Source organism: Gallaecimonas zhanjiangensis, assembly GCF_057624825.1.
In genome coordinates this window covers 2,162,196-2,184,652 of record NZ_CM172603.1, presented here as the reverse complement: position 1 = coordinate 2,184,652, position 22,457 = coordinate 2,162,196, and the positions used below count along the sequence as shown (strand labels likewise).

The following is a 22,457-nucleotide window of genomic DNA, read 5'->3' as shown; positions in this document are numbered from 1 at the left end:
TGTCCGTTACCCTTGCGTTTGTCGCATCTGCCTTGCCAGCTTCCGATCTTTGGGGCAATGTCGAGGTGATACTATAACAATCAGGGAGAAGAAGAATGAAACGGTTACTGCCCCTGGCCTTGTTGTCGGCCTCGGCGCTGGCCCATGAAGGCATGTGGATGCCGAGCCAATTGCCCCAAATGGCCGATACCCTCAAGTCGGCCGGCCTTAAGCTCAACCCGGCAGATCTGGCTGATTTAGGTAAAGCCCCCATGAATGCGGTGATAAGCCTCGGTGGCTGCACAGCCTCTTTTGTTTCCCCCAAGGGGCTGGTGGTCACCAATCACCACTGCGCTTACGGCAGCCTGCAATACAACAGCACCGAGCAGCATAACCTCATTACCGACGGTTTCCTGGCCCAGACCCTGGGCGAGGAAAAACCGGCCGCCCCCGGCACCCGCATTTGGGTCACCGAATCCATGACCGATGTCAGCGCTGCGGTCAGTAGCGCCCTTGGCGACAAAACCGGTAGCGCCCGTTACCAGGCCCTGGAAGACAAGGAAAAATCCCTGGTCGCGGCCTGCGAGTCGAGCCCCGGTTATCGCTGCAACGTTTTCAGCTACTACGGCGGCGCCCAGTATTGGCTGCTTAAACAGATGGAAATCAAAGACGTGCGGCTGGTCTATGCCCCGGCTGAAGCCATTGGCGTCTTCGGTGGCGACATCGACAACTGGATGTGGCCCCGCCAAACCGGGGATTTCTCCTTCTACCGCGCTTATGTGGATAAAAACGGCAAGCCGGCCGATTACGCCGCCGACAACGTGCCGTACCACCCTAAATCCTTTTTGACCATCGACGGTGCCGGGGTCTCGGCCGATGACTTTGTGATGGTGGCCGGCTACCCGGGCTCCACCAACCGCTATCGCACCAGCGAAGAAGTGCGTTTTGCCATCAAGGATTACTACCCGGCCATGCAAAAGCGCCTGGCCCACCTTAACGAGCTGATCGGCAAGGCCTGCACCGCTGAAGAGGGGGATTGCATCAAATATGCTTCCTATCGCCAGGGCCTGAAAAACTACGCCAAGAATTTTGAAGGCCAGTTGGACGGCTTTGCCAAAAGCGATTTGGTGGTAAGAAAAGTGAAGCTCGAGGCCGAGCTTAACCGCTGGGTTAGTGCAGACCCCGACCGCGAAAGCCGCTACGGCAAGGCCCTTAGCGACTTGGGCGCCTTGATAGACGAGCAGCAAAAGGCCGACCTTGCCCAGTTTAAGCGCCGCGGCGTGATGGACAGCCAGCTCTTTGCCACCGCCTACCGGCTTTATCGCTGGTCGCTGGAGCAGCAAAAGCCCGACGCCGAGCGTGAAGCCGGTTACCAAAACCGCGACAAAGACCGCCTGCTGGGTAGCCTTAACGCCATGGACCGCCGCTTTGCGGTTACCGTAGACAAAGCGCTGTGGCTAGACGGCCTCAAAGGCTACGAAAGCCTGCCCAAAGAAGAGCGCATCGGCGCGGTAGACAGCGCCATTGGCAGCGATGCGGCCAAAGCGGTGGACGGCTTTTACGCCGGCACCGAGCTTACCGACAGCGCCAAGCGCCTGGCCTGGGTAGATAAACCCCCGGCGGACTTTGAAAAGAGCAGCGATCCCTTCATTCGCCTGGCGGTGGCCAGCTACCCGGCCCTCAAAGCCTTGGACGATGCCGAGAAAGACCGCGACGGGCGCTTTTTGAGCCTGCGCCCGCAATACATGGACGCGCTGATTGCCTACAAGCAAAGCCTGGGCGAGCTGGTCTACCCCGACGCCAACTCGTCGCTGCGGGTAACCTATGGCCACGTCAAGGGTTATACCCCGGCGCCTGGCACCATCAGAGGCGATGAAGACGGCGCCCATTACAACCCCAAAGGCGTCTCTTATTACGTGCCCTTTACCACCTTGAAGGGCATTGTCGCCAAGAACACCGGCAAGGTGCCCTTTAACGCCCCCAAAGCCGAGCTTGATGCCATTGCCGATCAGGATTTTGGGCCTTACTACGTGCAGGCGCTGGACTCGGTGCCGGTCAACTTTTTGTCTACCGTGGACACCACCGGCGGCAACTCGGGGTCACCCACCCTCAACGCCAAAGGCCAGTTGGTAGGCCTCCTGTTTGACGGCACCTACGACTCCATTAACTCCGATTGGGATTTCACCCCCAATACCCGCTCCATCCACCTCGATACTCGCTACATGCTGTGGGTGATGGATAAGTTGGACGGTGCCGACAACCTGTTGCAGGAAATGACCATCGTTAACCTGCCAGACGATCTCTGACAGCCAAAACAGAGAAAACCCGGGCTTGTCCCGGGTTTTTTCTATCTGTACTTAAGGCTTTACATTGCAGTAACATGTTCCCGTAACCAAGTAGACCGTAATAAACGGCGTAAAAACAGGGAATTAGGACGTTGAAGAAAACACTTATTGTGGGAGCCTTGCTGGTGGTGGCAGCGGCGGGAAGCAGCCTGTTGCTGGGCAGCCAGACCCAAAAAGAATACCTCAAGTGGGTAAACAGCTTATCGGCGCATCCGGGTATCAGCGCCAAGAGCCTGGACTTTGAATCCAGCCTGTTTGCTCCTCGTGCCAAAACCAAACTCAGCGTGACCGATCCGGTACTCAAAGCGAGCCTCGCAGAGCGGGGCCTGCCCGACAGCCTGGTGCTGGTGCACCAGTTCCAGGTGTGGCCATGGCAAGTGGCCAGCAGCACCGCCATCGCCTGGGACAAGAAAAGTGCGCCGTTCAAAGCCTTATTCGGCTCAGACATTGCACTGAAAGTCGAAGGCCACCACTGGATCTGGGGCACCCAAAGCCTCAAGGGCCGGGTAGGTATGGCGAGCTGGCAGCAAGACGGCGAGCTGCTCAACTTCTACCCTTTGACCTTCAGCGCCAGTCATAGCCAACAGCATTGGCAGCAAAGCTTTAACTGGAACGGCATGGAGGCCAAAAGCCCGGAAGGTCGCCTGGTGCTGTCCGGGGTCAAGCTCAAAAAAGAAGGGCAGGGCGATGATGGCCACTTTGACGGCCAGTTGGGCGCCGTTACCTACACCGGCGAGCATTTTGTTGGCCTCTCGGGCATGACCTTCAAAGGCACCGACAGCGACAAGCTCACCAAGGGGCGGCTGCAGGCCGAAGAAGCAAAATTCAACCGCGAACCTTTTAGCCATCTCGACCTTGCCCTGGCCATGGAGTCGGTCAATAACCACGCCCTGGATAAACTGCTGCTAAGCGCCCTGGGTATCGGCCTGACCGGCGACGCAGAAGCCCGCAGCCAGTTCAGTACGGCCCTTGGCGCGCTGCTCTCTGGCGGCGGTAAACTGCAACTGGACGATTTAAGCCTCGACTCGGTAAACGGCAAGCTCATTGGCCGTGGCCAACTGGCGCTCAAAGCCGGTACCGTAGACAGCATCGAGAGCTTCCTGGCTGCCAGCCAAGGGGAGCTGAAATTGGTGGTGCCGCGCCATTTTGGCGAGCTGGCGTCTCTGGATACCGACACCCTCAACGTGCTGGCCCAGCGCGGCTGGGTGCGTGAAGAGTCCGGCGGCCTGGGCCTTGATTTCAAGGTGGCCGACAAGTTGCTGACCTTAAACCAGCAGCCCTTGATGAAAGCCTTATAAGGAGCTCGGCCATGGCGAAGGTATGGGGAATGTTGCTGCTCGTCGCCTGCCTTCCCGTCCGAGCCGTGCAATGGGTGTCCCTGGCGTTGCCAGCACCGGCCAACGGTGCCTGGCAGCAAGCCGGGGACTTTTTGTATCTGGCCGGCAACAGCCAAGATAAGCGCAGCCTGACTCGGGTGAATACCAAAAACTGGCAGGCCGCCTTGATGGCGCTTCCCAAAGACGGTGACCGCTTTTGCACCCTGGACGACGGCCGCCTGCTGCTCTTTGCCCGCGACCAAATCTTCCTAGGCACGGCCAGCGGCCCCAAAGCCCTTGGCAGCGCCCCCAGCATCTGGCGAAGCGTCGCCCCTAAAAAGCTCCACAAGGTTGATTGGTGCCAGGGCAACCGCCTGTTTGTGCCGGACTTTGATGCGCTGCGGGTCTTTAGCGCGTCTGAAAGCGGGCTGACGCTGGTCAGCACCTTGCCGGTTTCGGCCTTTATGGAGCTTCGCCAGGGCGACCCCAGCTACAGCGCCAAGGCTTTGTTTCTGGCCGACATTAACCTGGACGGCAAGCCTGATCTGTTGGTGGAAGACGACAACGGCCTGAGCCTTTATCTGGCCAAGGGAGGGGGCTTTGAAAGCCGGCCCCTGGCCTTTGCCCCGGCCCTTAACCTGACCCCGCTCGCCAAGCGGCTGCTACGGGTTAACGACGGCGAAGACTTTGAAAAGCTGCGCATTCGTACCATTGCCTCGGTGACCGACCTTGATGGCGATGGCTTGAGTGATTTGATTGTCTCCAGCGTGCAATCGAAAAGCCTTTTAGACCAAAACCAGTCCTTTGAGGTGCGCTTTGGCATCAAAACCGCCAATGGCCTGGGCTTTGCGGTCGCCCCCGACACGGCGCTCAACACCCAGGGCGTGGTGTTCAAGCTCAACCGCCAAGACTTAGATGGCGACGGCCATATGGATTTATACACCCCGTCGGTAAAGCTGGGGGTTGGCAAGATAGTCTCGGCGCTGTTGACCGGTTCGGTGTCGGTGGCGCTGGATATTCGCCGCCTGGACGGGCGCACCCTGGTGGCCTTGGATGACGGTATCGACGCGGACATGGACGTATCCCTTGGCAGCGGCGAATTCAGCATTCCGCTGATGGCCGCCACCGAGCTCGCCGGAGGCACCTTCTTTGCCATCAAGGATGGCGAAAATAAACTGGCGCTTTATCGCTTTAGCGATGGCCGCCTCAAGCGCGATGGCAGCCTGACCTTGCCGCTACCCAAGGATGGTAGCCGCTGGCAGCAGGGCAAGGGCTGGTTGGCGATTTTGCCGGGGCCAAGTGATAGCGACCAAACCCATATCCTGGTCCTTGCCGACAAGCTGGACGCCGCCGCCACTGGGCCTTAAGGGGATTTGTCACCGGGTTGTCATTAAGCGGGGGTAAGCTTTTTCGGTAAAGAACAAGCCTGAGCCTTAACCGTGTCTGGCCTTACTCCCCATCGCCTGCTGCCTGTGGCACTGCTGCTGTTTCTCTGGACCTTGCTGGGCAGTACCGGCTATTGGGTCATAGAGCAAAGCCGGGCCCACCAGCGCCAACAAACCCATATCCTGGCCCTGCAAATTCGCGAGCGCCTCAAAACCTTTGCCACCGAACGCCAGGCTGCCATCAAGCAGCTCGCTTCGGTGTGGCCCGAAACCCACCCCAATACCGAGAACTGGTTTGCCCAGGAAGCGGGCAACCTGCAAAACATGTTGCCGGGGCTGGGGTATCTGGCCTGGGTGGACGGCAGCGGCGCTCTGCGTATCGCCCGCCAGGAAAAGGTGCCCCAAGGTTGCCAGTGGCTATGGGGGAGCGAACCCATCAATGCGCGCCTTGGCGCTATTCGCTACGGCATCGCCCTTTGCCAGGTGCTGCCCACCATCATCGACAGCGCCCTTGCCACCGGTTTTGCCGCCTCGGTGCGGCTAGATGAGCAGGCGGTCTACGCCCTTGGCCACCCCGGTGAAGTGACCATCCGCGAGCCTTTTATTTGGTTTAACAAAAACCTACAGCTACAACTCTCACCCAGCGCCGGCCTTAATGGCCACTTGTACCTGATGCTGGGCTGCGCCATGGTGGTGGCGCTGATGCTGTCGGTACTGATGCACTTTTCGTTAAAAAGGGCCTGGGCCCTAAACCGCAGCCGCGGTATTTTCCAGGCCGCTTCCAAGGCGTCGGTCGATGGCTTGCTGGTATTCACCCCGGACGGCGGCGAGTGGCACCTTGCCGAATACAACGACTCTGCGGTGCGGCTGGTTAGCCCGGCGCCTGACATGACCTTAAGCGCCTTTTGCGAGGCCTTGGCTGCCCCCTCCTTGACCGGCCAACTGGCCGGGCTCGACATTGGTGACAGCATCATTACCAGCCTGGAGCCCCTTGCTGGGCGCAGCCTGCACCTGCAAGGGGTGCGGGCCAAAAGCAACCTTGCCATCACGGTTCGTGACATCACCCAACTAAAACTGGCCGAAGCCGACCTTGCTGCCAGGGAAGCCAAATACCGCCGGCTTATCGAAGGGTTAAGGGGCCATTTGGTGTTCAGCCTGGATGAGCGCGGCGAGCCGGAGTTTTTATCAAAAGGGGCGGCCGAGCTTTTTGGCAACGAGGACATCGGCGAGGTATTTAGCCAGCTCCGTGGCCAGCAGCGCTGGCGTGAGGCCAAGCAGCGCCTTAATAACGGCGAAGACTCGGTGCGGGTGCAGCTGCCGCTTTGCATCAAAGAGGTGGAGCGCCATATCGAAGTGGTGCTCAGTAAGGTCGAATTTGGGTTTGAAGGGCTACTGAGGGATGTCACGGATGAGGCAGAGCTGATGCGCCGCATTCGCCATCAGGCCAGCCACGACGCTTTGACCGGCCTTGCCAACCGTTATGCCTTCGACAAGGCCCTGACCAAAGCCTGGCAGCAAGGCGCTGCCCGCCAGGCACTGCTGCTGATGGACCTGGACCAGTTCAAACTGGTAAACGACCGTTTCGGTCACGAAAAAGGCGACCAGCTGCTGCTGGGGGTGGCCGAGCGCTTATGCGAAGGGCTGGCCCCTGGCGCCTTTATTGCCCGCTTGGGAGGCGACGAATTTGGCATCTTACTGAGCGGCGAGGATTTACCCGGCCAAGGCCAGCAATTGCTTGACGCCCTTCGACAGGCGCCGGTGGTGGCGGGCGAGCACCGTTTCCCGGTCACCGCCTCCATGGGGCTGGTGCCTTTTGGCGCCGCCAGCGACACCGCCGACTTAAAGCGTATTGCCGATATGGCCGCCTACGCCGCCAAGGAAGCAGGAGGCGATCGCCTGCAGTGCTACCGCGACGGCGACGGCTGGCTCAAAGCCCGTGAAGAGACCATGGTCTGGGCCGAAAAGGTGCGAAGCGCCATCTCGGAAGACCGCCTGGCGCTGGCGGTACAAAGCATTGCCAGAACCGAACAACCGGCCAAGGTGGTGCACCGGGAAGTGCTGGTGCGGCTTTGGGATAGCGGCGAGCTTATTCCGGCTTGGCGCTTTATTCCGGCCGCCGAGCGCTACGGCCTGATGGTGGCCCTGGATAAAGCCGTGATCGCCAAGGGCCTTGCTTGGCTCGCCACCAGGCCTGCCGAGCGCCTGGCCTTTAACCTCTCCGGGGCGTCGCTTTCTGACCAAGGTTTTTGCCAGTGGCTGCTGGCCACCCTCAAAGAGGGTCACTTGGCGCCAGAGCGGTTGTGCTTTGAAGTCACCGAAACCGCTGTTATCGAACACCTGGGCCACGCCACCGAGCTGATGGATGCGCTGCGGGCCCTGGGCTGCACCTTGTCCTTGGACGACTTTGGCTCGGGCATGAGCTCTTTGTCGTATTTAAAGGCGCTGCCGGTTGACCACATCAAGATTGACGGCGCCTTTATCCGGGAAATTAAGAACACCCACTTTGACCGGGTGGCAGTGCGTACCATTGCCTCGCTGGCAAGGGCCTTGGGGAAAGTGACCATCGCCGAGTATGTAACCGATCAGACAACCCTGACCCTTTTAAAACGCTTGGGCGTGGACATGGTCCAGGGCTACGCCATAGATCAGCCCACCTTGCTTGAAGAGCTTCAATCCCTGCCGGCCACCCTGGCCTGACCGAACAAAAAGGCCCCTGACGGTCAGGGGCCTTTTTGTTCGTTAAATATGGCGGTATTCACCATCCACCAAAAACTCGTCCAGCACGGCCAACAGATCGTCTGCTCTGTCCATGGGTACCGGGGCTGTGGGGTCGTCTTCGTCGCCGTCTTCGTCTTGCTCCCAGAAGAAGCGGCGAAGAGCGTCGGCGAAGGGGCTGCTTTGCTCGCAAAGGGCGTCAAGGGTGTCCAGATAAACGATGCGGCGAAGGCCAACGGTGAGATCGTTCAGGGCATCGGCCAGGGCCTGGCCTTCCATGAATTGGCCCAGTTGAATAAAGCGCTCCCGGGCCGACTCTTGCTGGTCTTCGTCCAGCTCGCCAGCGTGGGCCACCATCCCTAAGTAATCTTCGGTCAGGTAGTGGAGCAGGGCCTCTTCGTCGTCGAGGAGCTGATATTGACTGCCTCTTTCCAGCAGCATGGTGTGGGAGAAGCTGTCATCGATATGGCAAAGGACCAGCGACATGGGCGGTTGCTCGCTTAAGAATGGGAAAGGGACAGTGTGGCGGCAAAAGGGCCATGAAAAAAGCCCTCATCTTGCGATGAGGGCTTTTTCGTTATGGTCGGCGCGAGAGGATTTGAACCTCCGACCCCTGACACCCCATGACAGTGCGCTACCAGGCTGCGCTACGCGCCGTTGACCACGTTGCTGCAATAAGCGTGGGGGCTTGCCATGCAGCGGCCGCTACTCTCACCGATCTGGGCTCTGGATGCAAGCAAAGTTTGCGCCCTCGCGCTTAACTGCTGGCTTTGTGCGCGTCCTGCCCGGAATTTGCCCAGGGGTGATGGCAAAGGTCAAACCCCTCGTCACTGCTTGGCGGCTCGAAGTAGCGGCAAACCGCGGCAAATTGCTCGGCGCTGGGGGCAAAAGGGTGCTCGGCCCGGCGGTTTCGTGCCAATAGCCGCTCAAGGCAAATGGCCTCGGGCACCTCAAGCCAGTGCAGCCGGTGGCGGGCATTACTGGCGTCAATCAGCTGGCGCGCCCAGACCCGGCTTTGGCGGGTGTTCATGGGAAAATCCAGCACCAGGGTATTGCTGGCCTTTAACAGGGCAAGCAGATGCTCAAAGAGCGCGGCTTTCAAACGGGGCGCGAAGGCGGCGTAATCGGCCAGGGTGCGCATCTGCGGCCCGTAGAGGTTGGCAAGCCAGCTGTCTTCGCTCAGTAGCAGTGCATGCTGCTCGGCGCTGATACGGCGGGCGAGGGTGGATTTACCCGAGCCGATATGGCCGCAAAAAAGGTGCAATTGTGGGTGGGGCATGGCGCTCTCCTGATTAAGGCCCCGAAAAACGACAAACCCGCCTTTCGAGGCGGGTTTGGGAAGACAAGGTTCAGCCCGCCATTTAGGGAATGGCGATAATTTTCTGGCTGAAATAAAAGGCAAAAAACGTCATGCCCCCAGCATGCCCGGCAACGAAGCGGCGGGCAAGGCGCAGATAAAGAAAAAGCCCTCGTCTTTAGACGAGGGCTTTTTCCGTTATGGTCGGCGCGAGAGGATTTGAACCTCCGACCCCTGACACCCCATGACAGTGCGCTACCAGGCTGCGCTACGCGCCGTTGACCACGTTGTTGCAATAAGCGTGGGGACTTGCCTTGCAACGCCGACAAGTTTACTCATCCGCGCCTTTCATGCAAGCCCTGTTTGGTGCTTGACGGTCTGTTTGGCGACTTTTTGCCCGAGATGGGCCTAAGAGGGCGGCTTTTCGCCCTTTACGGCATTGGGGCGCCTATTTTTACCTGCAATATCAGTGGCCAAGCAAAAGCACGGCAATAAAAAAGCGGCCATCTGGCCGCCTTTTTTACCGGTAGAAGCGTTTCAGTTCTTTTAACGCTTCCATCAGGGTGCCAATCCTGACGTGGGCCTTTTTAATGGGCCGGTAGTTGTTGTCGCGAATGCTGTACTGGCCGAAGCGGTTCATGACCAGCACGCGATCGTTTTGCAAGATGGCAAACTCATGGAAATCCCCAAGAATGGCCCAGCCAGGCCGTTGGTCGGCAAAAAGGCTGGTGCCGGAGCTGTACTGGTTGCCAGGCACCTGGCTACCCAGAGCGCTGCCCACTAGGGTAGGCAGGATATCCTGATGGCTGGTCAAGCCATCAAAGGTCTGGTGGGCCATGCCGGGCCAGTTGATCACCAGTGGCACCTGGGTTTGATAGCGGCTGAAATCGCTGTTGTAGCCCCAGGTGTCGTTTTTGTTGTCGTTAAACTCCATGCCATGGTCGGAGGTGACCAGCAGCAAGGTGTGGTCCAGCTCGCCCCGCGCTTTGAGGGTGTCGATAAGCTTGCCCAGCAGGCCATCGCTGAAATGCACGGCGTTAAGGTAGCGGTTTTTCACCTGATCCACATCGCTGCTGGCGTCCAGCTCGGCCAGGTTCACCACCGGCCAATCTGGCTGGAAGGGATTGGGGTAATCCTTGGGCGTGGAGAAACTGGCCGGCGCCCCCAGTTGCAAGTAGGCAAAGTAGCCGCCCTGGCGCTTGGCGGTCCAATCCAGGAGGGCGTCTAGCGCCTGCTGGTCCCGGTGAGAGACGCTGCCGCTAAAATCAGGAATGCTCATGCCGCGAAAGGCCGTTTGCCCCAGGTCGTTCTGGGTGAGGCCGTCTGAGGCAAAGACGCCGATGGGGTCGTTGAGGTCTTTAAAGCTTTGCACCAATAAGGATGGGTCGCGGCCCAGCTTGACCGCATTCTGGTAGACCGCAGGCAGGCCGTAGAAGAAGCTGAACATGCCGTCGCGCGGCTCGTTGGAGCCGGAGAAATGGTCATTAAAGCGAAGGCCCTTCTCGGCCAGGGCTTCGAGGTGCGGCATGGTGTCGGGGGCCAGGGCATCGGCGCGAAGACCCTCAACCACCACCACGATGACCTTGGTGTCGGGGTGGCTGAAGGGGGCCAGGGTCTTGGGCATCTTTAACAGGCTTTCGGTGCCTTTGGTGTCTTGCAGCCGCTTTTGGTAATCGTCCATGTCCAGCAGGCCGTGGCTGGCCAGGAAGGTCTTGGCTGTGGCGGGGTAGGAGACGGGGAACACCGCCCCTTGGCGCAAAATGGGGTAATAAACCCGGGCATCAGCCCAGATGTGCATGCTGTGGGAGGCGAAAAAACACACCACAAAGGCAGCGGCCACATTAAAGCCCATGCGGGTTTCTTTAAAGCGGTGGCGCCGGCGCCAGAGGAAATTCCCGGCCACCAGCTCCAGGGCAAAGATCACCACCAGCAGGATGCCAAGGGCCATCCAGGTAAAGTAGTGGCGGGTCAGTACCTGGCCTTCGCCTGAGGCAATCAAATCCCATAAGAAGCCGTTAAGGTGCAGCCGGTATTGACTGAACACAAAGGTGTCAGCCACCAGGGTCAATTGGCCAAGGGTCGCCACCAGGGCGCCAAAAAAGCGCACCAGCCGCGGCAGCGGCACCAGTATCGAGAAGGGAAAGAGGGTGATGACAAAAACGATAAAGGCCAGGAAGGCAAAATGTCCGGCCCAGGTCACCAGGGTATAAAGCAGGCCAAGGAAGGTGTCGGGCAGGCCGTTTTCAATGAGGTAGCGGCTGCCAATCAGCATCGCCAGCAAGATATTGAAGAACGTAAACCAGTGGCCCCAGTTAATCAGCCTGGAGATACGCTCGGCCAGCCGTGGCTCCAATCTGTCCTTTTCCTGTCCCGTCATTGCCTGTCTGCTTGTTGTTGATTTGGCAGGGGCATTGTCACATTGAATGCCCCCGCCCGGCAATCAGTGGTGCCCGCCGACCACACTTTGCTCAAGGGTTTTGGCAAATTGTTTGACCAGTTCGCTGCGCCGGCCCGCCGGAACGTTGTCGTTGACCACGTTGCTCAGCACGTTACCCAGCACCATCAGGGCCAAGTCTACCGGCACCTTTTCTTTGCTCAGCAGCGCCAGCATGTCGCTGGACAGTTTGGTGATGTGCTCGGGATCGTATTTGGATTGAAAGGGCATGGGGTGGTCTCGGTCTGTCTGCAAAGCTGGTATGATACCACGCCCTGTTAACCTGCCAGATACCCTATGAGCATCGACGTTAAAGCCGTTATTCTCCATCGCCTGGATCTTAACCAGGAAGGCCTGTTGGTGGTGCGTCCCCGTGAGCAGCAACTGCCCAACAGCGACGCCGTGTCCAACCTCATTGCCGAGCTGCACGCCAGCTACGCCGCCAAGCCCGGTAAAGGTTTTGCCGCCTTTAAAGACGGCGGTAGCGGCTTTGCCGAAGCTCTTGCCAATTACCTCGACGGCCAGCAGCCCTTTGTGCCCTTCTCCTTGCAAGCCGCCGAACTGCTGCAAGCCCAGCTCAATCACTACGCGCTGATTGAAACCGGTTATCTGCTCATCGCCCACTACCAGCATCTGGCGGTAGACAAACTGCTGGTGATGCAGCTCAAAGCCCAGGATTCAGTGACCATCACCGACGCCCTGGAGCTGGGCCAGACCCGCTTTTTGGAACTCAAAAGCCTGCAACTGGCGGCCAGTATCGATTTGACCGCCTGGCAGGTGGAGCCTGAGCGGCGCCAATACATCAGCTTTATCCGTGGCCGCGCCGGGCGCAAAGTCTCGGATTTCTTCCTCGATTTTCTCGGCTGCGAAGAAGGGGTTAATGCCAAGGCCCAGAGTCAGGCCCTGCTCACCGCCGTGGACGACTACTGCGCCGCAGCCGGCCTTGAAGGCCAAGAGCGCCAGGAAGTGGGCAAACAGGTCTTTGATTATTGTAAGGAAAAGGCCTCAAGCGGTGACGAAGTGGACGTTGCTGAGCTCTCCGATGCGCTGCCGCCCTGGGAAGGGGAAAGCCGCTTTGCCGATTTCGCGGTACAAGGCGAATACGGCCTGGAAGACAAATTCCCGGTGGAGCAAAGTGCCCTTAAGCCGCTGGTGAAATTTTCCGGTACTGGCGCTGGCGTCACCATCAGCTTTGAAGAAAAGCACCTGGGCGAGCGGGTTGTCTACAACGCCGCCACCGACACCCTCACCATCAAGGGTTTGCCGGCCAACCTGCGCGACCAGCTAAAACGTCGGCTAGGTAGCACGGATTGAAAAAACCGGCGTCAGCCGGTTTTTTATTGGCCAAAGAGGCTTGATTCTGCCGGTCGGCAGTATAAATTCTCGACAGAGCGCAACTTTTCCCGGCGGTCGGCTGGTAGGGAAAAGGCAGGAGAGCGGCAGCCTTCAGGCTGCCCGAGCACAATAAGAACGCGGTACCTTAAAAGGGGAACAGCATGATAAGAGCCGAAGATCTGCGCCGCGAGCGGCGTATGGAAATCAACTCGCCGGTAGAGATAATCGTGCAGGATGCGCATCTTGCTGGCCATTGCAGCAACTTGAGCGGTAATGGCATGGGGGTGATGCTTGATGAACCTCTGGCCGAAGGCACCCAGGTGCAAGTCAAGATAGAAGGAGGCATGGACCGGTTACCGCCTTTTATGGCCGATGCAGTAGTGATCCGCTGTGAGGCTAAAGATCCGGGCTTTGAAGTCGGCCTGTCCTTCTCAAACTAACAAAGGTGAGCGCTTTTTAAACAAAAGGGCGGTCCGTTGTACCTTTCACCGGGGTGCTGCGGTCTTATAAGGGAAAGCTGTCACAGGAGTCCCTTATGTTAAAAGCTGCCCTTACCATGGCGCTGACAACGGCGGTGCTGGCCATGCCGGCCTACGCCGACAGGGATGAGCAGCGCCGCCGTGACTCGCCCCAGTGGCAAAATAAATCGGTCACCCTCAATAACCCCCATCAAACCCGCCAAAAAGGCGAAGAGTTCAAACGCCAACGCTTTGCGCCCCAAGAACATAAAGGGCGCCAAGAGCATCGTCGACAGGATAACTGGCAGGGCCAGCGTCACGAGCCCAAACACCGCTCTGATTGGCAGGGCAAACCGTCCTATCCCCATTGGCAACAGCCCAAGCCTCGTTACCATCAGCCGCCCCGGTATTCCGGGTATACCCAACACTGGCACCCGTCGCGCCATCATTACTATGTGCGCCAGTTGCCAAGGGTGGCGGTGAGCTTTGTGTTGGGGGGCCTGACCTTTTACAGCGCCTACGACAGTTACTATCGCTGGTACCCAAGCTATGGCTATTACGGCCTGGTCGACCCCAGCGAGATTTGGGCTGTGGGTACTGTGGTCAGTGCCTTACCCCCCGGCGCCATTGAAGTGTGGGTGGCAGGCACCCGCTATTACGCCGTGGGCGATGTCTATTTTCTGCCGCTACGTGGTGCCCGTCATGGGCGGTTTGTGGTGGTTGCCCTTTAAAAAAGCCGTGGCGGTTGCCACGGCTTTTTCATAAGGCCACGGGGCAATCAAGGCACACCGCTAGCACCCTGAAAAATTCTGCTTCCTCTCCTGTCACCACGCCGTCCTGGCGGATGGCTTTGAGCGCCCCTTGTAAAAACCGCTGGCGCACCGGCTCAGAGGCGCCTTGCAGCTTGCTAAGGGCCTGCCCCAGTGCCTGCGGCGTTGGCGCCTCTGGCAACAGGGTGATGTTGTAAAGCCCCATGCTGTTGGCGCCCATGCCAAAGGCGCGGGTTGCGGCGTTGCTATCGGGGTTAAGGTGGGCGAGCGCGCTCAGCAGCAATTGCACCTCTTCGCTCAAGGCGGAGAGTTTGCGCACCTTCATGCCTTGGCCGGTCGGCGCTTCGTATTGAGCGCCCAGCTGATGGGTAACCAAACGGTAGAGCAGCCACTCAAAGAGGCTGGTTTTACCGTCGGCCTGCACCAGTTTCATCAAGGTATCCCGGAACTGGCGATACTGGCTGTCAGACAGCGCCTTAAGGCTGGGAATAGCCTTTTCAACCAGCGGGAAACGCTGCCCCGGTTGCAACTCGCCAAGCTGTTCGAAAAGCTTGGCTACCGGCGCCGGGTTTTGCAGCATGGCCAGCTGCCGCTCGCGCACGGCGCTGTCTTCGTCCAGCAGCAGCGCAAAAACAAGGTAACAGCTGTCCAGCGGGTCGCGGCTGGCCTTATCCAAGCCGTAGGGTAGGGTGGCTGCCAGGGCAACGGCGGCCTGCATGGCGATATCGGCCTGGCGGCTTGGTTTGACCTTGGGGCTGACCATCTCGCTTTGATTGGGCTCTTGGCGGCTGTAGTTACCGTCCCAGTTGGGGTCGAGCCGTAAAATGCGCTGGCGTAGCGGCGGGTGGCTGGCAAAGAGCCCACCAAACTGGGCGGTGAGCGCCGGGCCAAAGAACAAATGGCTGTAGTTTTGGGTGTCCGGGTGCTGCACCGCCGAGGCCACCACGTGGCCGCCCAGCTTTTTAAGGGCCGATGCCAGGCTCTCGGGGTGGCGGGTAAATTGCACTGCCGAGGCGTCGGCCAGGTATTCACGCTGACGATTGATGGCCGATTGCATGATGCGCGCCCAAAGCACCCCCAGGTAGCCCATGATAACCAGCCCCAGGCCGATAAGGGGCAGGGCGTTGCCGTCCTTCTTGTTGTTCCGCGATGACCCGGAGCCGGCGTGCAGCAGCAGCCGGCCCAACTGGCCTACAAACAGCAACCCAAACAGCAAGGCCACCAAACGCAGGTTAAGGCGCATGTCACCGTTAAAGATGTGGCTAAATTCGTGGCCGATAACGGCTTGCAATTCGGCGCGGGTGAAGGTGTCTACGGCGCCGCGAGTCACGCCAATCACCGCATCGTTGATGGAAAAGCCGGCGGCAAAAGCGTTGATGCCTTTCTCATTTTCAAGAATGTACACCGGCGGCACCGGCACCCCGGCAGCGATGGCCATTTCTTCCACGACGTTGAGCAGTTTGCGCTCGGCTAGATCCTGCGTGTCCTGGCTGACCCGCCGGCCGCCGAGGGCTTCGGCCACCTTGCGCCCGCCGCCCTTGAGGCTGAAGTACTTAAAAAGGGCGGCGAGTATGGCCGCGCTCATCACCCCGGCCGTCACCCAGCCGTAAAGGCCGAGGCTCAATAGCGGTTTGGTGTCCTGGTAGCCGTCGCTCTGGTTGGCATTGAGGCCAAAACCCACCACCAGCGTGGTAACGAGCGACAGCAGCAAGAGCCCTGCCACAAAAAAGACCAGCAGCCAGAAGGTCTTCTTTCTGGCCTGGTCCTGATGGCTATAAAAATCCATGGCTTAGAAGCTGACTTTAGGGGCGGCCTGGATGGCGGCGCTGTCCTCAAATTCCAGCAAGGAAGCGTCGGTGGGGTGGCCGAAGGTGGCGGCAACCAGCACGTTGGGGATGGATTTACGGTAAATGTTGTAGCCGGTCACCGCGTCGTTAAAGGCCTGGCGGGCAAAGGCTACCCTGTTTTCGGTGGCGGTCAGCTCTTCGGTGAGCTGCATCATGTTCTGGTTGGCCTTGAGATCCGGGTAGGCCTCCAGCTGCACGTTAAAACCGGCCAGGCTACTGGTCAGTTGCTTTTCGGCCTGGCTGAGGGCGGCAATGGCGTCAGGGTTGCCGGGCTGGCTGCTGGCTGCCTGCAAGGACGCCAGCGCCAGGTTACGGGCTTCGGTGACCTTGGTCAGGGTTTCGCTTTCGTGCTTGAGGTAGGCCTTGGCGGTTTCTACCAGGTTGGGGATAAGGTCGTAGCGGCGCTTGAGCTGCACTTCGATTTGCGAGAAGGCATTTTCAAAACGGGCTTTGAGGGTTACCAGCTGGTTGTAAATGGATACCAGCCAAAAAGCGAGGATGGCGACGATCACCACCAGTACGATCAATCCGGTCATCGGGATTCTTCCTTGGTCAAAGAGTTAGCCCCACTTTACTGATGGATGGCCTAAAAAGAAAACCCCGCAGGTGCGGGGCTTTTTGTATCAGAATTTTGCGTTGCCCGGCGAGCGGGGGAAGGGAATGACGTCACGGATGTTCTGCACACCGGTCACGTAAGACACCAAACGCTCGAAACCAAGGCCAAAACCGGCGTGGGGCACGGTGCCGTAGCGGCGCAGATCCCGGTACCACCAGTAGTCTTCTTTATTCAGGCCCATTTCTTCGAGACGAGCGTCCAGCACGTCAAGGCGCTCTTCGCGCTGGGAGCCACCGATGATCTCGCCGATACCGGGGGCCAGTACGTCCATGGCGGCAACGGTTTTACCGTCGTCGTTAAGGCGCATGTAGAAGGCTTTGATGTCCTTGGGATAGTTCTGCAGGATAACCGGCGCGCCAACATGCTCTTCGGCCAGATAACGCTCATGCTCGGATTGCAGATCGGTACCCCATTCCACCGGGAACTCGAAGGTCTTGCCGCAGTTTTTTAAGATCTCTACCGCATCGGTGTAATCCATGCGCACGAACTCGGCATCAATCATCTTCTCAAGACGGTTGATAGCGTCCTTGTCGACGCGCTCGGCAAAGAAGGCCATGTCGTCAGGGCATTCTTCCAATACCGCCTTGAACACGAACTTGAGCATGTCTTCAGACAGCTGGGCGATGTCTTTGAGCTCGGCAAAGGCCACTTCCGGCTCCACCATCCAAAATTCCGCCAGGTGGCGGCTGGTGTTGGAGTTTTCGGCGCGGAAGGTGGGGCCGAAGGTGTAAATCTTACCCAGGGCGCAGGCGTAGGTTTCGCCGTTCAGCTGGCCGGATACGGTCAGGAAGGTTTCCTTACCGAAAAAGTCCTGGCTGAAATCCACGTCGCCTTTGTCGGTGCGCGGCAGGTTGGCCAAGTCCAGGGTTGATACCCGGAACATTTCACCGGCACCTTCGGCATCGGAGGCGGTCAGGATGGGGCTGGCCATCCAGAAATACCCGTTCTGATGGAAAAAGCGGTGAATGGCCTGGCTCAGGCAGTTACGAACCCGGAACACGGCGCCAATCAAGTTGGTGCGGGGGCGAAGGTGCGCCACTTCCCGCAGGTATTCAACGGAATGACGCTTGGCCGCCATGGGGTAGGTGTCGGGATCTTCTACCCAACCCAGTACCTCAAGGCTGCTGGTGTCCAGTTCAAAGGCTTGGCCGGAGGCAGGAGAATCCACCACCTTGCCGGTCACAACCACTGAGCAGCCGGCGGTCAGTTTCTTGACGTCGTCTTCGTAATTATTCAGCGAATTGGGCACGACGGCTTGCAGGGGATTAAAACAGGAGCCGTCATAGACAGCCACGAAAGAGATCCCGGCTTTGGAATCCCGGCGGGTACGTACCCAGCCTTTAACCTGCACTTCGGTACCAACCGGAAACTCACCGGCCAATACCGCTTTTACCGACGCTTGCGTCATGCCTTTTTCCTTTTATTTGGCTTCACTTCGTTAAGGAGCAGACATGATACCTGCAACGTAGGCCAAGACAAGCGGCATTGGCGGGCAATTTACTTCCCTGCTAAAAGGAGTACATTAGGTCGGGGTTAACCAGTGAAGGTAGAAAACTTATGGTTGAGTTATTGAACTTCCTTAATGAGCTGGGCCGGGATGCTGCAGTGGCCCGTGAGTTTCAACACAATCCCCGCGCGTTGATGGTATCCAGAGGTTTGGATAGCCGTTGTCAGGATGCGCTCTTGCAAGGCGACATGGCCCAGGTGGGTACACTGGCCGCTGTCCCCCCCGTCAATATGATCATCAGCGTTGTAACCAGCTTCGGAGAGTAATTTTGCCAAAGCTGCTGGCCCGCCTGGCATCGACAGCGTTTTTACTGCTTGCCCTTGGCGGGCCGTCTTCGTTTGCAACGGCGGCAGAGTCGGATGTTGAAAACCTGCTGACCCAGGCTGAAGCGTCTCGCGTTAAAGACCCTCAGGCAACGCAAGCCTTGCTTCGGCAGTTGGCCGGCAAAATAGACAGCGCCACAGAAGACGAGCTTATTCGTTACCAATTGTTGCAAGCCCACCAGGAAATATTGAAAGGGCAATACGAAACCGCCACCGGTTCGTTAAAGCAAATCCTTGCAGCCACCGAGAACCCAGACCGTAAAATGCGGGCCCTCTATTTACTTGCCCAAATGGAAGGTATTCGCAGCCACTTTGATGCCAGTTTTGAATACATTTTACGGGCCAGTGAGCTGTATCCAAAACTGACCGAGACCCAGGCCAAGGTCGATTATTTTTACATCATGACTTACATGTACAGCCGGGTAGAGGACTTTGATACCGCTCTTGCCAATGCCGAAAAATTGGTGGCTTTGGTGGAAGAGAAGGGCAGCCCTTATCAGCGCTGTATTGCCCAGCAGTCCCTCACCACCATTTATCACCTCAAGGGCGATGCGGAACAAAGCCTGGCGGCGGCTCAAAAGCAATTAGCGGTTTGCTCCAAGAGTGCAGGCCCTATTTATGTGGCCAGCGCTAACCTGGTGATTGGCCATTATTATCTCAAGAAAAACGATGCCACCGATGCCCTTGGCTATTTTTTGAAAGCCAAAAATGGCTTTGACGATGCCGGTTACAAAGACGGCCAACTCAATACCAGCATCGGCATTGCCAAAAGTTTTTATGCCTTGGGCAATAAAGCTCTCGCTTACAGCTGGGCCAGCCGTGGCCTCGATATGCTGGGGGGCAGCCAATGGAAGGAAAAAAGCGACCTGTATTTGTTGATGGCCAAAATCAATGCCGCTGACAAAGACAAAGAGCTGGTGGGTTATACCGAAAAGTATGCCAGTGCTGTCGAGTCTCTGGCTAATGAGAGCAAAAATACCCGGCTGTCCTACCTGCAGGCCAAATTGCGTTTTGATAGCCAAAAGCAGCAAATCTCCCTGCTTGAGCAGCAAAACCAGCTGCTCACGTTGCAAGACGACAACGCCCACCAACGTTTCTGGTTGTTGGTGCAAGGTCTGCTAGGTTTGGTGCTGTTTTGCGCGCTGCTGATGGTGCTGCTTTTTAGAAATCGCCATCAACAAAAACGACTTAAGGCGTTATCCGAGCGGGACGAGCTAACCCTGTTCTACAACAGGACCACCTTCTTTAAAAAATGCGATGCGCTTTTTGCCGAGGGTAGGCCACTGACCTTAGTGGTGGTTGGAGTGGATAATTTTTACCGCTTCAACCTGCAATACGGTGTGCAAACCTCGGACCGGGTGATCCACCGGGTAGCCCAGCGTTTTGCCTCGGCTGTGGGCTCCGAGTTCTTGCTGGGCCGCATTGGCGCCGCCGAGTTTGTGGCGGTCATGGAAGATGTGCCGATAGAAGTGGCCAAAGAGCGGGTCAGGGCCTGCCAGCGACCGGGGCTACGCGGCGAAGACGTCAATCTTGACCTCCTTTATGCCTTGAGTTTTGGAATAGCACAGCAAAACGAAGACGACAGCACTTTTGAGAGCCTGCTCCAGCGGACCCAAAAGGCCATGTGCCTGGCCCGCGAAAACGGCAAAAACAGCGTGGAAGTGGCAACGGAAAAGGAAAACTCCGTATGAGTCTGGTCATCGTGGGCCTGGGGATCACCCTGGGTAAGCATTTGAGTGAAAGGGCGCTCAGCGAGATTAAAACGGCAGACAAAGTGTTTGCGTTGGTTGATGGCCTGGCGCTGGCCTGGCTGCAAAATGTTCGCCCCGATCTTGAGTCTCTTCATACCCATTACGCCGAAGGCAAGTATCGCCCGCAAACCTATGTCGATATGCGCGATCAGGTGATGGCGGCGGCTGAAACCGGCCAGAATATCTGCGCCGTCTTTTACGGCCATCCGGCTATTTTTGCCGATGTACCCCACATGCTGATGCAGGCCGCTAAAAAAGCCGGTATCGAGGCTCGCCTCGACCCTGGGATCTCCGCCGACGCCTGCCTTTATGCCGACCTTGGCCTCGACCCAGGCAAAAGAGGCTGCCAAAGCATGGAAGCCACCCAGTTTTTACTCTTTAAACGCAGCATTGACCCAAGCGCGCTACTGATCCTCTGGCAGGTGGGCTTGACCGGCGACTTGAGCCTCAAACGCTTTGATACCGAGCCCAAATGGTTGGCGCTGTTGGCCGATAAGCTGATGCAATGGTACCCAGGTGACCACGAAGTGATCCTCTACGAAGCCAATATTTACCCCATTGGCGATTGCCGGGCCGAGCGGGTGAAACTGCAGGATCTCGAGCACGCCGTGACCAGCCAAATCACCACCTTGGTGGTGCCCGCCTTAACGAAACCTTTAGAGGTGGATGAATTTTGGCGCGAGCGACTAGAGGCCATTTAAGGCTCTGGCATATGCTCTAGGGGTTTTACATGGAGAACAACGATGAAACGCTGGATCTTACCTTTTGCCCTGATGGCCGCCCTGGCGGGTTGCTCCAAGGTGACTTTGGAAAATTACGACAAACTCAGTGTTGGCATGAAAAAAGCCGATGTTGAAGCGCTGCTCGGTAAAGCCGACAGCTGTGGCGATGCGGTATTAAAAGCCCAATCCTGCCAATGGAAAAGCGGTGACAAAACTATCACGGTGCAATTTTTAGGCGACACCGTGGCGGTATACAGCCGCGCAGGTTTCTAAGCGAATATAAAAAAGGAGGCAGCTGCCTCCTTTTTTCTCGCCATTTACAGCGCCGCTTTAATGGCCGCCGTCAGTTGAGTCAGTTCATCCGGCTTGATGATATAAGGCGGCATCAGGTAAATCAGCTTACCAAAGGGCCTGATCCACACTCCTAGCGCGACAAATTTGGCCTGCAACTCGGCCATCTTCACCGGGTCTTTGACTTCCACCACGCCAATGGCCCCCAGCACCCGCACATCCGCAACCGCCTCATGGGCGCTGAGTGGCAGCAACTCGGCTTTGAGCTGAGCTTCAATGGCTGTGACTTGCTGTTGCCAGCGGTTTTCGCTTAGCAATGCCAGGCTTTGGCAGGCCACGGCGCAGGCGAGCGGATTACCCATAAAAGTGGGGCCGTGCATAAAGCAGCCGGCCGGGGAGTCGCTGATGCCATCCGCCACCTCCTGGGTGGTGAGGGTGGCGGCCAGGGTCATATAACCGCCGGTAAGGGCCTTGCCCAGGCAAAGGATATCGGGGCAAACCTCGGCCCATTCCATGGCAAACAGTTTGCCGGTGCGGCCAAAGCCGGTGGCAATTTCATCGAGAATAAGCAGCACCTGGTACTTATCGCAAAGCGCCCTGATGCCTTTCACATAATCCGGCGAGTAAATGCGCATGCCGCCAGCCCCTTGCACCACCGGCTCCAAAATAACGGCGGCCAGCTCTTGGTGGTGCTCGGCAAAGTATTGCTCGGCGATGGCCAGATCGCTGCTGGCGTCCCTGTCAAAGGGCGCCTCTGGCATCGGCATAAACACATGGCCCGGCAGCAAACCTTTGAACATCCAGTGCATGCCTGAGTCCGGGTCGGTCACCGACATGGCGCCGAAGGTGTCGCCGTGGTAGCCGCGGCGAGGAGTCAGGTAGCGGCATTTTTGCGGTTGGCCACGCCCTTGCCAGTACTGCACCGCCATCTTCAGCGCCACTTCCACGCTGATAGAGCCCGAATCGGCCAGAAAGACCTTTTCCAGGGGCGCCGGGGTCATGGCCACCAGCTGCTGGCAAAGGCGAATGGCCGGTTCATGGGTAATGCCGCCAAACATCACATGGCTCATCTTGCCCAGCTGTGCGGTCACGGCATCGTTGAGGGCAGGGTGGTTATAGCCGTGAATGGCCGCCCACCAGGAGGACATGCCATCAATCAGCGCCCGGCCATCTTCTAAGTAAAGCCGCACGCCGTTGGCGCGGGCAATGGGATAGGTGGGCAGGGGATCGCGAAGAGCCGTGTAGGGATGCCAGATATGGTGGCGGTCAAACTGGGTGTCGGAACTTGAAATGCTCACTAAATAACCAACTGTAAATGTGATTTAACTGGTAGGCGTTGACAGCTTAACGGCTATCCCTACACTAG

20 protein-coding genes and 2 tRNA genes are annotated in these 22,457 nt (G+C 58.0%); 12 read left to right on the top strand and 10 right to left on the bottom strand.

Annotated features, from left to right (window positions below; genetic code table 11):
* Window positions 1-95 precede the first annotated feature (95 nt).
* From AC22G1_RS10390 to AC22G1_RS10375, 4 genes are all read left to right on the top strand, one after another.
* Window positions 96-2,285 carry a S46 family peptidase gene (locus AC22G1_RS10390; protein ID WP_487313331.1) on the top strand — a complete coding sequence of 730 codons (2,190 nt, stop codon included), beginning with the start codon at window positions 96-98 and terminating at the stop codon, window positions 2,283-2,285.
* A 131-nt stretch (window positions 2,286-2,416) separates the two neighbouring features.
* Window positions 2,417-3,622 (top strand): DUF945 family protein, encoded by a 1,206-nt coding sequence (locus tag AC22G1_RS10385; RefSeq protein ID WP_487313330.1) that lies wholly within the window; start codon window positions 2,417-2,419, stop codon window positions 3,620-3,622.
* A gap of 29 nt (window positions 3,623-3,651) precedes the next feature.
* Window positions 3,652-5,007, top strand: coding sequence for an FG-GAP repeat domain-containing protein (locus AC22G1_RS10380; RefSeq protein ID WP_487313329.1), 1,356 nt, complete (start codon window positions 3,652-3,654; stop codon window positions 5,005-5,007).
* A gap of 72 nt (window positions 5,008-5,079) precedes the next feature.
* A complete protein-coding gene (locus AC22G1_RS10375; protein WP_487313328.1) occupies window positions 5,080-7,722 on the top strand; it encodes a putative bifunctional diguanylate cyclase/phosphodiesterase in 2,643 nt (880 codons plus the stop codon).
* 42 nt (window positions 7,723-7,764) lie between these two features.
* Here AC22G1_RS10375 and AC22G1_RS10370 read toward each other — a convergent pair whose 3' ends face one another.
* The 3 genes from AC22G1_RS10370 to AC22G1_RS10360 all read right to left on the bottom strand — a co-directional run bounded on the left by AC22G1_RS10370 (window position 7,765) and on the right by AC22G1_RS10360 (window position 9,019).
* Window positions 7,765-8,226, bottom strand: coding sequence for a hypothetical protein (locus AC22G1_RS10370; protein WP_487313327.1), 462 nt, complete (start codon window positions 8,224-8,226; stop codon window positions 7,765-7,767).
* 94 nt (window positions 8,227-8,320) lie between these two features.
* A tRNA-Pro gene (locus tag AC22G1_RS10365) sits at window positions 8,321-8,397 on the bottom strand.
* 100 nt (window positions 8,398-8,497) lie between these two features.
* The gene (locus AC22G1_RS10360) at window positions 8,498-9,019 is read right to left on the bottom strand and encodes a P-loop nucleotide/nucleoside kinase family protein (RefSeq protein ID WP_487313326.1); all 522 of its coding nucleotides are present in this window, start codon (window positions 9,017-9,019) and stop codon (window positions 8,498-8,500) included.
* Window positions 9,020-9,074: 55 nt separating this feature from the next.
* Here AC22G1_RS10360 and AC22G1_RS10355 point away from each other — a divergent pair, with 55 nt between their 5' ends.
* Window positions 9,075-9,260, top strand: coding sequence for a hypothetical protein (locus tag AC22G1_RS10355; protein WP_487313325.1), 186 nt, complete (start codon window positions 9,075-9,077; stop codon window positions 9,258-9,260).
* On the opposite strand, the gene AC22G1_RS10350 is transcribed toward AC22G1_RS10355, so the two are convergent.
* The 3 genes from AC22G1_RS10350 to AC22G1_RS10340 all read right to left on the bottom strand — a co-directional run bounded on the left by AC22G1_RS10350 (window position 9,239) and on the right by AC22G1_RS10340 (window position 11,702).
* Window positions 9,239-9,315, bottom strand: a tRNA-Pro gene (locus tag AC22G1_RS10350). The genes AC22G1_RS10355 and AC22G1_RS10350 overlap by 22 nt on opposite strands.
* A 242-nt stretch (window positions 9,316-9,557) precedes the next feature.
* Window positions 9,558-11,414 (bottom strand): DUF3413 domain-containing protein, encoded by a 1,857-nt coding sequence (locus AC22G1_RS10345; protein WP_487313324.1) that lies wholly within the window; start codon window positions 11,412-11,414, stop codon window positions 9,558-9,560.
* 63 nt (window positions 11,415-11,477) lie between these two features.
* Complete coding sequence (locus tag AC22G1_RS10340; protein ID WP_487313323.1) at window positions 11,478-11,702, bottom strand: YejL family protein; 225 nt, start codon at window positions 11,700-11,702, stop codon at window positions 11,478-11,480.
* Window positions 11,703-11,768: 66 nt separating this feature from the next.
* Between AC22G1_RS10340 and yejK the strand changes: the two genes are divergently transcribed.
* The 3 genes from yejK (at window position 11,769) to AC22G1_RS10325 (ending at window position 13,995) form a co-directional block, all read left to right on the top strand.
* The gene (gene yejK, locus AC22G1_RS10335) at window positions 11,769-12,785 is read left to right on the top strand and encodes a nucleoid-associated protein YejK (RefSeq protein ID WP_487313322.1); all 1,017 of its coding nucleotides are present in this window, start codon (window positions 11,769-11,771) and stop codon (window positions 12,783-12,785) included.
* Window positions 12,786-12,967: 182 nt separating this feature from the next.
* Window positions 12,968-13,246, top strand: a complete 279-nt coding sequence (locus AC22G1_RS10330) for a PilZ domain-containing protein (RefSeq protein ID WP_123421412.1) — start codon at window positions 12,968-12,970, stop codon at window positions 13,244-13,246.
* A 95-nt stretch (window positions 13,247-13,341) separates the two neighbouring features.
* A complete protein-coding gene (locus AC22G1_RS10325) occupies window positions 13,342-13,995 on the top strand; it encodes a hypothetical protein (protein WP_487313321.1) in 654 nt (217 codons plus the stop codon).
* Window positions 13,996-14,023: 28 nt separating this feature from the next.
* Here AC22G1_RS10325 and AC22G1_RS10320 read toward each other — a convergent pair whose 3' ends face one another.
* The 3 genes from AC22G1_RS10320 to asnS all read right to left on the bottom strand — a co-directional run bounded on the left by AC22G1_RS10320 (window position 14,024) and on the right by asnS (window position 17,905).
* Window positions 14,024-15,820 (bottom strand): M48 family metallopeptidase, encoded by a 1,797-nt coding sequence (locus AC22G1_RS10320; RefSeq protein ID WP_487313320.1) that lies wholly within the window; start codon window positions 15,818-15,820, stop codon window positions 14,024-14,026.
* Window positions 15,821-15,823: 3 nt separating this feature from the next.
* Window positions 15,824-16,417 carry a LemA family protein gene (locus tag AC22G1_RS10315; RefSeq protein WP_487313319.1) on the bottom strand — a complete coding sequence of 198 codons (594 nt, stop codon included), beginning with the start codon at window positions 16,415-16,417 and terminating at the stop codon, window positions 15,824-15,826.
* Window positions 16,418-16,504: 87 nt separating this feature from the next.
* Window positions 16,505-17,905 (bottom strand): asparagine--tRNA ligase, encoded by a 1,401-nt coding sequence (gene asnS / locus AC22G1_RS10310; RefSeq protein ID WP_487313318.1) that lies wholly within the window; start codon window positions 17,903-17,905, stop codon window positions 16,505-16,507.
* Window positions 17,906-18,054: 149 nt separating this feature from the next.
* Here asnS and AC22G1_RS10305 point away from each other — a divergent pair, with 149 nt between their 5' ends.
* From AC22G1_RS10305 to AC22G1_RS10290, 4 genes are read left to right on the top strand one after another with little or no spacing between them, the layout of a single operon-like run.
* Entirely contained in the window at window positions 18,055-18,270 is a 216-nt protein-coding gene (locus AC22G1_RS10305; RefSeq protein WP_487313317.1) for a hypothetical protein, read from the top strand.
* Between the two features lie 2 nt (window positions 18,271-18,272).
* A complete protein-coding gene (locus AC22G1_RS10300) occupies window positions 18,273-20,018 on the top strand; it encodes a tetratricopeptide repeat-containing diguanylate cyclase (protein ID WP_487313316.1) in 1,746 nt (581 codons plus the stop codon).
* Complete coding sequence (locus tag AC22G1_RS10295; protein WP_487313315.1) at window positions 20,015-20,779, top strand: SAM-dependent methyltransferase; 765 nt, start codon at window positions 20,015-20,017, stop codon at window positions 20,777-20,779. Before AC22G1_RS10300 ends, AC22G1_RS10295 begins: the two co-directional genes overlap by 4 nt.
* Window positions 20,780-20,821: 42 nt before the next feature.
* Entirely contained in the window at window positions 20,822-21,073 is a 252-nt protein-coding gene (locus AC22G1_RS10290; RefSeq protein WP_050658250.1) for a hypothetical protein, read from the top strand.
* A gap of 44 nt (window positions 21,074-21,117) precedes the next feature.
* On the opposite strand, the gene bioA is transcribed toward AC22G1_RS10290, so the two are convergent.
* Window positions 21,118-22,389 (bottom strand): adenosylmethionine--8-amino-7-oxononanoate transaminase, encoded by a 1,272-nt coding sequence (gene bioA / locus AC22G1_RS10285; protein WP_487313314.1) that lies wholly within the window; start codon window positions 22,387-22,389, stop codon window positions 21,118-21,120.
* Between the last annotated feature and the right edge of the window lie 68 nt (window positions 22,390-22,457).